This is a genomic window from Helicobacter sp. CLO-3 (assembly GCF_001854545.1).
Taxonomy (GTDB): Bacteria; Campylobacterota; Campylobacteria; order Campylobacterales; family Helicobacteraceae; genus Helicobacter_B.
Genome location: NZ_MLQN01000023.1, coordinates 1 through 11,742, shown reverse-complemented (window position 1 = coordinate 11,742; position 11,742 = coordinate 1). Strand labels below are relative to the sequence as shown.

The 11,742-nt window shown below is 50.6% G+C and carries 11 protein-coding genes and 1 pseudogene; 10 read left to right on the top strand and 2 right to left on the bottom strand.

The genetic code is table 11. The annotated features are described in order from the left end of the window. Positions 1-524: 524 nt before the first annotated feature. Positions 525-1,106, bottom strand: coding sequence for a YceI family protein (locus BKN38_RS06925; protein WP_066457775.1), 582 nt, complete (start codon positions 1,104-1,106; stop codon positions 525-527). Positions 1,107-1,392: 286 nt separating this feature from the next. Between BKN38_RS06925 and BKN38_RS06920 the strand changes: the two genes are divergently transcribed. The 10 genes and pseudogenes from BKN38_RS06920 to BKN38_RS06880 all read left to right on the top strand — a co-directional run bounded on the left by BKN38_RS06920 (position 1,393) and on the right by BKN38_RS06880 (position 11,398). Then, positions 1,393-2,043 (top strand): DJ-1 family glyoxalase III, encoded by a 651-nt coding sequence (locus BKN38_RS06920; protein ID WP_082942659.1) that lies wholly within the window; start codon positions 1,393-1,395, stop codon positions 2,041-2,043. Between the two features lie 190 nt (positions 2,044-2,233). Beyond that, the gene (locus tag BKN38_RS06915; RefSeq protein WP_256325561.1) at positions 2,234-3,481 is read left to right on the top strand and encodes an ABC transporter permease; all 1,248 of its coding nucleotides are present in this window, start codon (positions 2,234-2,236) and stop codon (positions 3,479-3,481) included. Then, complete coding sequence (locus tag BKN38_RS06910) at positions 3,478-5,691, top strand: ABC transporter ATP-binding protein (RefSeq protein ID WP_066457778.1); 2,214 nt, start codon at positions 3,478-3,480, stop codon at positions 5,689-5,691. Before BKN38_RS06915 ends, BKN38_RS06910 begins: the two co-directional genes overlap by 4 nt. 101 nt (positions 5,692-5,792) lie before the next feature. Beyond that, positions 5,793-6,317: pseudogene (gene pseH, locus BKN38_RS11965) on the top strand (UDP-4-amino-4,6-dideoxy-N-acetyl-beta-L-altrosamine N-acetyltransferase); the annotation flags it as partial. 462 nt (positions 6,318-6,779) lie between these two features. After that, positions 6,780-7,808 carry a pseudaminic acid synthase gene (pseI, locus tag BKN38_RS11960; RefSeq protein ID WP_066457851.1) on the top strand — a complete coding sequence of 343 codons (1,029 nt, stop codon included), beginning with the start codon at positions 6,780-6,782 and terminating at the stop codon, positions 7,806-7,808. 214 nt (positions 7,809-8,022) lie between these two features. Next, positions 8,023-8,958 (top strand): ACP S-malonyltransferase, encoded by a 936-nt coding sequence (fabD, locus tag BKN38_RS06900; RefSeq protein WP_066457780.1) that lies wholly within the window; start codon positions 8,023-8,025, stop codon positions 8,956-8,958. Between the two features lie 18 nt (positions 8,959-8,976). Next, a complete protein-coding gene (locus tag BKN38_RS06895; RefSeq protein ID WP_066457787.1) occupies positions 8,977-9,168 on the top strand; it encodes a hypothetical protein in 192 nt (63 codons plus the stop codon). Next, on the top strand, positions 9,156-9,851 hold the full coding sequence (locus BKN38_RS06890) for a 5'-methylthioadenosine/adenosylhomocysteine nucleosidase (RefSeq protein WP_066457789.1): 696 nt from the start codon (positions 9,156-9,158) through the stop codon (positions 9,849-9,851). The genes BKN38_RS06895 and BKN38_RS06890 overlap by 13 nt, the downstream gene beginning before the upstream one ends. Positions 9,852-9,861: 10 nt before the next feature. After that, a complete protein-coding gene (locus tag BKN38_RS10360; protein WP_233712882.1) occupies positions 9,862-10,734 on the top strand; it encodes a prepilin-type N-terminal cleavage/methylation domain-containing protein in 873 nt (290 codons plus the stop codon). A 16-nt stretch (positions 10,735-10,750) separates the two neighbouring features. Next, positions 10,751-11,398, top strand: coding sequence for a type II secretion system protein (locus BKN38_RS06880; RefSeq protein WP_066457792.1), 648 nt, complete (start codon positions 10,751-10,753; stop codon positions 11,396-11,398). A gap of 120 nt (positions 11,399-11,518) precedes the next feature. Here BKN38_RS06880 and BKN38_RS06875 read toward each other — a convergent pair. Further along, positions 11,519-11,742: thiamine phosphate synthase (locus BKN38_RS06875; RefSeq protein ID WP_143000235.1), on the bottom strand; the 224-nt coding region annotated here is incomplete at its 5' end.

Here is an 11,742-nt window from a genome sequence, read left to right as displayed (position 1 = left end):
CTTTGGGTTTGAAGAATTTTGTCATTTAGAGACAATACTAAGAAAGCCTTGATTTCAACAATGGTGAAAAATCTACGCGTTTAGAAGGACTATGAGTATTTATTTGGATCGCTTCGCAGGCAAGTCTGCTCACAAGATGAATCTCAAAGATAATTAATTAAACAAACTTGTGCTTTGGATAGAATTCGCGGGATTAACCACTACAGATTAAACCGAACCGGCACTAAATCCGTTCAAGATTATGCTAAGCAAAACCGAAGTGCGCATATAATCTAAAACCAGCCGCCATCAAGTTTAACGGCGTAGTACCACCAAACTAGTCAGTCCAAAGCCAGTGCGCCAAAAGCCAAAAGCAAAGCATGTGACAAGCAAGGCAAAAGCCAAGGCGCATAGTCGACTAAAAGCCAGCAAGCCAAGTGCCACAAAAGTCAAAAGCATAGCGCCGGCGAGCAAGCTAAAGTCGGCGAGCCAAGCGCGCCAAAAAGCCAAAAAAGCGCCACAAAAAAGCCAAAGCCAGCGTCAAGCTATTTCAGCGGTGCGCTGAAGCTTATCTCTACTTGCGTCCAGCTAGTGCCTTCATGCAGATCTTTGCACGCAGCCGCGAGTTTGTCAAACGCATCGCCTAGCCCAAAATCAAGCACATCGATGACGCCTTTTGCTGTGATGGTGTTGTTCTCGATAGTGTAGAGCATGGGGACTTTTTGATTTTTGCCATTCATGGAGACATTGGCAAGGATGGTGCCGACATTTTCGCCAGCCCTCACATTGCGGAAAGTCACCTTGATAGGCTGCGCGCCTTTTTTGTCTTTTTTGAAAAATGAGAAAAAGTTGTCCTTCAGATTCTTATCTTTCACATCATCGCCTAGATTTATCGCCATAGCCTCCATGGTAGCTGTCGCGCCTTCTAGCTGTGCTGCGATATCATCGCCTTTGCCAAACTTAAATGCAATGTTGTTAAATGTCCCATTTACCGCCGCTTTTTTGGCTGTTTTGAAAGCGGTGAAAGAGGCCTTTGCATTGGCAGTGTCGATGCTAGCAGCAGAGAGCGTGCTGCCAAATAGTGCTACGCCTAGAGCGATGCTTGCGAGTGTTTTTGTTGCGTTCATGTGGTATCCTTTGTGTTTGAGATTCTGGATATTTTAGCGAAGTTTTGGAGAAAATCACTCCTAGTTTGTAAAAATTATCATTTTTGCGCTTGTTTGTCTGCGTTTGTTGCACCTTATTTATAGCTGGCGCGCCTTTTTGCGTCATTTGCGTGCGCCAAAATGGCGATTTTCTTGTGGATTGTGTGTATTTTGGATACAATGCGCGCGTTTGATGCTAGCTTTGATTCTAGTAAGGCGATTTAGATTCTAGCAATCCGCCCAAAAACCCAAAATAAAAGGAGAACCCATGCCGCAAAACGCTACACAAAATACGACGCAAAACGCCACACAAAACGCGACAAATGCGCCCAAACGCTCCATCCTCGTCCCGCTTGCCGATGGATTTGAGGAGATGGAGTTTGTCTCTATCGTGGATATTTTGCGCCGCGCTGGGATAGATGCGGTGGTCGTTGGGATAGATGGCGAGCGGCTGTATAAAGGCGCGCATGGCATCGAGATGCTAGCCAGCCACAGCCTGGCGCTCATGAGCACCAAAGAGCAAAACGCGCTTGATGGCATCGCGCTAGCCGGCGGCGCGCAAGGCATGCAAAATCTCAAATCCTGCCCGCTCATCATCGATATGCTAAAAGACATGCACGCCAAAGGCAAGCTCATAAGCGCGATATGCGCCTCTCCTATCGTGCTGGATGCGGCTGGCGTGCTAAGTGGTGAGTTTGCCTGCTATCCAAGTTGTGAAAATGGGCTAAAAGGCGCGTATAACAAAAAAGCAAGTGTGGTAGCGCATGATAATCTCATCACCTCCGCCGCGCCCGCTACTGCGCCATTTTTCGCGCTAGAGATAGTGCGATATCTGCTAGGCGAGAAAAAGGCGCAAGAGATTAGCGAGGAGCTGCTTATCCCGCATCTAAGCGCAAATGCGCTAATCGTGCGCGGCTAGATTTGACGCAAAAATCGTGCAAAGTTGTGCGAAATCGTGCAAAATCGTTGGGAATAAGCAAGCACGCGATGAAGTCAGTCAAGTGGTAAGCCAGCCAAATGATAAGTTAGTGAAGCGATAAGATTTGAGCTAGCGAAGCGAGTGTGATTTGGCAGAGTGTTTTGGGCGAGTGTGATTTTGGGAGTATGATTTGGATTCTGCAAGCGAAAGATTGGCAAGTGGTAAAATAGTGGCAAAAAGCGCGCCAGCAACACCTAACGCGCCGCTTAAAAATGCTATTAAAGTCCCCGCTGAAAATCCTGCCAAAAATTCTGCCGAAAATCCCGCTTCAGCCAAAATCCAAGCGCAAGCGAAAATCCAAACCAAAGCAAAAACCCACGCTACAACGCCCCATCACCCCCAGAATCTAAAATCCGCCAAAAAGCACCTCTGGGCGCAAAAATGGTGCATTTTCAGCGCCAATAAACGCGCGATGATTTCGCTTTATATTTTTATCATCATTTGCGCGCTTTCTTTTAGTGCTGGCATTATCGCCAATGACAAGCCGCTTTTCATCTATCATCATGGCAAAGCATTTTTCCCGATGATGAAAGCCTACCCAGAAACCACCTTTGGCGGGGATTTTGAGACAGAGGCAAACTACAACGACCCCTATGTCAAGCATTTGCTGCGCGATTCTTTCATCATCAAAGCACCCATTCCTTATAGCTATGATAGCATTATTTTGGATTTGCATACACCCTCGCCCACGCCCCCAGATAGCACGCACTGGCTAGGCACAGACGATCAGGCGCGCGATGTGCTGGCGAGGCTTTTGTATGGGCTTCGCACTTCTATCATCTTTGGGCTGGTGCTTAGCGCGTTTAGCGTGGTGATTGGCGTGTGTGTGGGCGGGCTACAGGGGTATTATGGTGGGCTTTTGGATTTGCTAGGGCAGCGGGGTATCGAGATATATGCGAGCATTCCACTGCTTTTTTTGCTTATCATTTTATCTAGTTTCATCACACCTAGCTTTTGGTGGATTCTGCTTATCGTGCTGGCGTTTAGCTGGATAGCGCTCTCGCAAGTCGTGCGCGCGGAGTTTCTAAAGGTGCGCCAAAGCACCTATGCCAAAGCCGCCAAAGCGCTCGGCGTGAGTGATAGTAAAATCATCTTCCGCCACCTGCTGCCAAACGCGATGATAGCGACGATCACTTATATGCCTTTTTTGATGGCGGGCAGTATCACGACGCTTGTGACGCTTGATTTTTTGGGGTTTGGCATGCCGGTGGGGAGTGCGAGTCTAGGCGAGCTGCTAGATCAAGCCAAAAACAATCTCACCTCGCCACATCTCGCATTTAGCGCGTTTGTGAGTGTGGCGGTGCTGCTTTCAGTGCTGGTGTTTATCGGTGAGGGCGTGAGGGATGCGCTAGATCCGCGCGCAAAGGTGGCGGCGTGAGTTTGCGCGAGAATCTTGGAGGGCGCGATGTTTTAAGGCGGGGTGCTTTGGCAGGCGATGTTTCTAGATGTGATATTTTGGCGCGCGATTTGGATTCTGCGCCGATACTTTCGCTAAAGGGCGTGGGCGCGCGGTTTGGGGATTTTGCGCTAAGCGACATTAGCTTTGACATAGCGCCTAGGGAGCGCGTAGGCATCATCGGAGAATCTGGCAGTGGCAAAAGCCTGCTAGCAAAGCTCATCCTAGGGCTTGCGCGCCCAAGTGATGCGCCTAGCGGGGAGATACTTTTTCGCGCTTTTGGCGGGATTGGTGCGCCAAATTCTGGTTTGGAATCTCACAAAATGGAATCTTGCAAAGTGGATTCTAGCGCGGATTCTCGCGCGCGCGCAAAAGATATCAGCGTGCCAGCGCAAAAATCAAATCCACAGAATCTAAATCTGCTAGATTCTGCCACCTCAAAAAATCCTGCGTCAAAAACCCTTATGTCACAGATTCTCGGCGCGCAAATCGCCTACATACCCCAATCCCCGCTCCTGGCGCTAAACCCGCTGCACTCAATCCAAAAGCAGATCCTAGAGATGTTTGCGCTACATCGCCCATATCTTGCCAAAAGCGAGCAGGAGTGTTTGCTAGATGAGGCGCTGGCGCGCGTGGGGCTAGAGCCTAGCATCAAGCACCGCTTGCCGCACACGCTTAGCGGCGGGCAGGCGCAGCGCGTGTGTATCGCGATGATGAGTATCCTGCGCCCGCGCATTTTGATATGCGATGAGCCCACGACCGCGCTAGATGCGCATATCCAAAAGCAGATTCTAGCACTGCTTGATTCATTTGCTGATATGGCGATAATTTTCATCAGCCATGATTTGGCGCTTATGCGGCATTTTGCCTCGCGCTTGCTGGTGATGAAAAGTGGGAAAATTATCGATAGGGACACGACTAGCGAGTTTTTTGAGATGGCGGGGATGAGGGATTCTGCGGTTTTGGCAGAATCTGCAAAATTGGATTCTGTGCTAGAATCCAAAAATAAATCGGATTCTAAAGACAAGCTAGAATCTTCACGCGCGCTAGAATCCAGCGACACCGCGCCAGCAAAACCCAAAGCGCGCCAGCTAGACCCTTACACGAGGCTACTTTTGGACGCTATCCATTTGCGCCCGCTCGCCCCGCTGCCGCTGCCGCGCAAGGTGCTAGAGCTAAAGGATTTTGGCGTGGTGTATAAGAAAAAGGGCTTTTTGAGATCAACCTCCACGCGCGCGATTTCTGGGATAAACTTCACGCTTCAAATGCGCGAAAATGTAGGCATCATCGGAGAATCCGGCAGTGGCAAATCAAGCCTTGCACTTGGGATTTTGGGGCTGGAGGAGCATATCGGTGAGATTTTTTGTGCTAGTGGCGAGGCACGCTCTATAGATTCTGACAAAATAGATTCTGCAACGCGTTCAGATTCTGCTAAAACAGATTCTCAAAAAGTAGATTCTGCGATATTATCAGATTCTGCGACGCGCGCGGATTTGGAGGATTTTGCCCTAGAATCTAGCACGCACCAAATCGCGCTTCAGAGCTATCCTAGCAAAAAGCGCGACAAAGCATTTAAACGCTTCGTGCAAATCGTGTTTCAAGACCCGCTTTTAGCGCTTAACCCTAGAATGTGCGTGTTTGAGATATTGCAAGAAGCGCTAGAGCTAAGGGGCGCGCCAGAATCTAAACCAGAATTAAAAACCGCGCCAACGCCACCAAACGCGCCAGAATCTAAATCGCTAGAATCTAAAAACATAGATTCTGCGCGCCAAACAAACACTAGTCAAAAATCCGCCACCGCGCCCGCGCATATCGCCCACTTTTTGCAGGAAGTGGGGCTGGATTCTAGCTTTTTGTATCGCTATCCAGAAAGCCTAAGTGGGGGGCAGGCGCAGCGCGTGTGTATCGCTCGTGCGCTCGCATCTGGCGCGCGCGTCATCATCCTAGATGAGCCCACCAGCGCGCTTGATAAATCCGCGCAAAAGGCGATTTTAGGATTATTGCACGCGCTGCAGCAGCGGCTGAACCTTAGCTACATCCTCATAAGCCACGATTTAGGCGTGATCGAGTCCATGTGCTCGCGCGTGTGCGTGCTAAAAAGCGGGCGCGTGGTCGAGCAGGGCGCGATAAAAGAGGTGTTTGGCGCGCCAAAAGACGCATACACGAGGCAGCTGCTGGAGGCGAGAATCTAGGCGTTTAGATTCTGGTGCTAGGAAGCAAATCCACCACGCCAGACCAGTGCCAAACACGCACTAAACACACCAAACCCGCGCCAACCGCAAAAAGGAGCATCATGAGACAGATATGGCATCAAGGCGTGCTTGGGCTTGATTTTACCACGCTTAGCGAGGCGGACGCATTGCGCGTGCTAGAGATGCGTAATGATGCGCGCGTGGCGCGATTTATGTATGCAAGCCACATCACCAAAGAGGCGCATTTTTCTTTCATCGAGTCGCTGCGCGGGAGTAGTGCTAGCATTTATTGGCTTTTCAAAAAAGATAGATTCTGCCTTGGCGTAGGCTCGCTAAGCCGCATCTCTATCGCGCACAAGCACGCATATATCGGCATCTATGCCAACCCATTTTTGAGCGCTGATGATAAGCAGAGCATATATGAGCTAGTGAAAAATGAGCGGGTGAGGAATGCGGCGGATTTTGTGGCGGATTCTATAGAGGCGAGCGAAAAAAGCCAGCAAAAAATAAGCATCGGCGCGCTTATACTCGACGCGCTAGAATCCTATGCGCGCGACTCGCTCGCACTCCATGCGCTCTATCTTGAAGTGATTGATACCAACGCGCATGCGAGGCGGTTTTATGAGCGGCATGGATATGTGATGAGCGGCGTGCTAAAAGATTTTATGCAGCAGCATTTGCAACATACGCCAGCGCGCGATATGGCAGAATCTAGCGCACTAGAATCCCACGCGAAAAAATCTCACGCAAAAAAATCTCGCGCGCAAGATTCTCGTGCTTTAGATTCTGGCGAGGCAGAATATTTAGCAGAAAAGTCACACGCCACAGAATCCACCGCCCAAGAATCCAGTCCGCAAGATTCTGCCCCTAGATTTTGCGATGTGTCCGTATATGGCAAAATTTTAGCCAGCGAAAAAGTCGCACAAGATACGGACACCAAAGATTCTGGCCTACAAACCACACAAATCTCGCAAATCGCGCCCGTCACGCAAACCACGCAAACAGCACGCACCACAAACCACGCGCCCACCACGCAAACCCCAAAATCCGCGCCACGCATTAGCCAAGCAGATTTTGACACAAACGCTATGCCCCGCATCGCCCCCACACGCCAAAGCCTCATCATCGCCGAGCTCTCCGCCAATCACAACCAATCACTAAACCTCGCCAAACGCAGCATCCGCGCAGCGCACCTCGCGGGCGCTGATTTTGTGAAGCTGCAAACTTATACGCCAGAGTGCCTTACTATCGACTCGCACAAGCCTTATTTTCGCATAGATTCTGGCACGCTGTGGGATGGGCAGACGCTCTATGATCTCTACAAGCAGGCATACACGCCTTTTGAGTGGCATGCCGAGCTTTTTGCCTATGCGCGCGCGGTTGGCGTGGGGCTTTTCAGCTCGCCATTTTCGCCAAAAGCGCTTGAATTGCTCGAGCGGCTCGCATGCCCCATGTATAAAATCGCTAGCTTTGAAATCACCGACACGCCTTTCATCGAGCTAGTCGCCAGCACGCAAAAGCCTATCGTCATCTCCACAGGCATCGCCACGCACGCGCAAATCATGGACGCGCTAGAAGCCTGCGACAAGGCTGGCAACAGCGATGTGACGCTGCTTTTATGCACGAGCTCATACCCCGCACCACTCGAGCTTGCCAACATCGCCTCTATGCAAAGTCTCGCGCGATATGGCACGAAGTTTGGGCTTAGCGATCACACGCAGGGCGATATTTGCGCGATATTGGCTAGCGTGCTTGGGGCTAGCATGATAGAAAAGCACTTCATCATCAAGCGCTCGCTTGGCGGCGTGGATAGCGCGTTTAGCATGGAGGCGCGCGAGTTTGCGCAGATGGTGCAGCGTATCAAAGACGCACACACTGCGCTAGGAAGCCCAGAGCCCAGCAAAGATGAGGCGGTGCGGGCAAGTCAAGCGCGCTTTGCTAGGAGTCTTTTTGTCTGCGAGGACATCGCGAAAGGTGAGATTTTGGATGCAAAAAATATCCGCGCTATCCGCCCAAATGACGGGCTTCCACCAAAGCTTTTGCCAGAGATTCTAGGCAAACGCGCCACGCACGACTTACAACGCGGCGAACCGCTTAGAAATGGAGATTTTGAGTAATGCTCAACGCACTTAATCATAATTAAATATGCTAAAACAAATTATTTTAAATTTTTAAATATACTCTATGCAAACAAGTAATTAACAAATCCAAGCATTATTTGACAATAAGCAATAAATTGTTAAAATGTTGCGTTTATTTGAAAGCTTGCTTTATCAAGCTTATCCGGCGACAGGACGACAAGCTTATCCAATCTATCCAAAAGGTTGTGCTATGAAATACGCTTTTATTTTCCCCGGGCAAGGCTCGCAGGCAGTGGGCATGGGGAAGGATTTTTATGAGAATTTTGATGTGGCAAAAGAGATGTTTGAGCGCGCGAGCGATGCGCTAAATACGGACTGCAAAAAGCTGCTTTTCGAGGAAAATGATCTGCTAAATCAGACGCAATACACGCAACCTGCGATATTTCTAGTTTCACAGATCGCGCACACTATCTTGCAGCAAGAATCCCCGCTTTTGGCGGAGTTTGCGCTGGGACATTCGCTGGGCGAGATTAGCGCGCTTTGCGTGGCGCTTGGCGTTAGCTTTGAGGATGGGCTTAGGCTTACCAAAGAGCGCGGCGCGCTTATGGCAAAGGCGTGCGAGGGCAAAGATGCGGGCATGATGGTGGTTGTCGGGCTTGATGATGCGCGCTTGGAAGAGGCGTGCGAGAAATGGCGCAAAGAAGGCAAAAGCGTGTGGTGCGCCAACTATAATGGCGATGGGCAAATCGTGCTCGCTGGCACAAAAAGTGATCTGGCAAGCATTGAAGAGGGGCTAAAGGCGCTTGGCGCGAAGCGCGCGCTGCTGCTTCCGATGTCTGTGGCTAGCCATTGTCCGCTGCTAGAATCTATGTGCGCGGATTTTCAAGCATTGCTAAAAACAATACTAAAGCCAAAGTTTGCCCTGCCTATCATCTCAAACGCCACGACAAAGCCCTATGACACCGCCGATGACGCGCTGAAGCTACTCACGCTGCAGCTGACTTCGCCCGTGCTTTATAAGCAGTCGATTTTGGCGTGCGATGAGGGCGTGGATGCGTATATCGAGCTAGGGCATAATAGCGTGCTAAAGGGGCTAAACAAGCGCCTAAGCCAAAAACCAACGCTAAATATCGCAAACACCCAAACACTCCAAGAATCTATCGCGCAAATCCAAAAAGAGCAGTAAGCTAGCCGCTCCGCGCGAGTGAGAATCTACGCGGGTAAGGATTCAAGCGCGAGAATCTACACGAGTGAAAATCCCGCGCGCGAGAATCTATATAGGCGAGAAAGGGGCGAGAATCCGCGCTCTAGAATCTACGCGCAAATGCGTCAAAACGCGTTTCAAATGCGACAAAATTTCAAACCACCAAACAAGGACACACCATGCAAAAAATAGGAATAATCGGCGCGATGCAAGAGGAGATCACCCCGCTACTCGCGCTTTTTGGCGAGCATGAGGCGATAAAGCTCGGCGGCAACACATTCTACCGCCTCACCTACAAAGGCGCGCAAATCTACATCGCCTACAGCAAAATAGGCAAAGTGCATGCCGCTATCACAGCGACTACGATGATAGCGCATTTTGGCTGCGAGAAAATCATCTTTGGCGGCGTGGCTGGCGGGCTTCGCAGCGATCTCAAAGTGGGCGACATCATGATAGCCACGAGCCTTTGTCAGCATGATGTGGATATCAGCGCGTTTGGACATCCGCTGGGCTTCATCCCAGAGAGCCGCGTGTTTATAGACACAGATAGCGCGCTAAATGCGATAGCTAGGCAGGTCGCGGCAGAATCTAGCATCGATTTGAAAGAGGGCATCATCGCTTCTGGCGATGAGTTTATCCACGATGCGAAGAAAAAAGCGTGGCTTATCGAGCAGTTTGGCGCGGCGGCGGTAGAGATGGAGGGCGCTGCGGTGGCGGTGGCGAGTGAGAGTTTTGGCGTGCCATTTTGTGTGTTTAGATCGATAAGTGACAGCGCGGATGGGAGTGCGGATGTGAGCTTTGATGAGTTTTTGGACTCATCGGCGAAAATCTGCGCAGAATTTGTCAAAAAGATGCTCGATAGGATTCTGTCATAAAAGGATAGCGATGCATAAACCGCCGCGCCAAACGATGCGCCAAAGCACCTTGCGCCAGAATCTACGCGAGAAGCTAGGGCAAATGACTCGCGCCAAAAGTCGCGATATATGCAGAATCTTGCGCGCGCGGATGGCGTTTTGTTTAGTGCTTTGTTTTGGGCGGTTCAAGTGCTGGCGTTTGGCGAGAGAATCGTGCTTGCAAAATTTTAGATTCTTTCGAAATGGATTCTGGCGCAATGGATTCTTGCGAAATGGATTCTGGCGCGCGCGTGGCGCGGCTATTTTAAAGCATTTTGTCCGCAAAATACTAGAATCCAACGCACTAGAATCCAATACACCAAAATCCAGCGCCCTAGAATCTAGCGCGACAAATACTAGCACACAAATCTTAGGCGCGCCAAACGCCAGCATTTCCGCTATTTTGCCTAAAACCTCTTTCCCCCAAACTTCGCGCGCATTTAGCCTCATCGAGCTGGTGTTTGTCATCGCGGTGGTTGGGATCCTCGCAGCTATTGCCATACCAAAGCTTAGCGCCACGCGCACCGACGCCCTATACGCCGCGCTAAACAGCGACATACAAGCCGTGATAAGCTCCGTGCAAGTCGCAGCGCTTACGCAGGATTTAAGCGCGCAAAATCCCGATGGCGCGTTTATCATGCAGACAGCAGGGCTCTCTGCCTCGCGCTGGATAGCACAAGGCAGCGGTGTGCGGCTAGGCAAAAATGGCGCGCTAGATTCTGCCAATAACTGCGTGATGATAGACATCAGCGCCCAATCGCTAAACATCCAAATCCAGCCACTGCAAAGCTCGCCGCTCTGCCAAAAGCTAGCAAAAACCTATCCCAACCCCTTGCAGATAAACCTTGCCAGCTCGATTTTTTAGGGCTTTTGGCTTAGGTGTGTCGCAGGGCGCGCGCAAAAATACCCGCCAAACCTTGCGACAAATCACGCGCCAAAATACACTACAAAACGCGCGCCAAAAAAGCGAGAATCCGCGCGAAAAGCATAGAAATCACATCATAAATGCCAGCGCAAAACCCGACATAGATTCGATTGGCATAGACCCCATTGGCATAGATTCCAAAAGTGCCCGCCAAAATCCACATAGCCACATGCCACACACCCGCCAAACGCGCCACACGCCAGCATTTAGCCTTATCGAGCTGGTGTTTGTCATCGCGCTTTTTGGCGTGCTTATCGCCGCGCTGCCCTACACACTATCCATCGCCAAAAAATCCTGCTACCACAGCATCGCCAACAACCTAGCCGCAGCGCAAGAGCAAATCTCGCTGCTTTATGCCGCGCACACGCTCGCCTCCACGAGACCCGCACAAAGCGAAGTGATGGCGATAATCGATGCACATCGCATAGATTCCAAAAACTGCTTTTTTGGGCTCACGCGCGGGCGGCTCGGCGCGAAAGCATCGGGCGCTAGCGTGAATTTCACCATAGAGCCAAGCGATTTTAGCGTGCAGCCCTCTTTCAAATGCCCTTTTTCCACCAGCGCCCTCTGCCGCGAAATCCTCCTCCGCACCAAAAGTAAATAGCTAGATTCTGGCGTTTGGCATGCCAAGCCAAATCTACCAAATACACCAAGCTTGCCGAATACGCCAGACCTGCCAGACTTGCCAAATCCATCAAATCCTCCCCCAATCGCAGAATCTATATCAAACTAATTTAGTTTTTGGCAGATTTAAAAATGCCCGCTTTAGCTCTTGCGTCGCTGTTTTTGGATCTTGTGCGCTCATTATCGCGCTTATCACAGCAATGCCGGCGATGTTTATGCCTGCGAGTTTTGCTATATTTTGCTGATTTATCCCGCCTATCGCCACTATTGGCAGGCTTTCACAAATCGCAGAATCCGCCCCTGCCCCACCTGCCCGATCTGCCC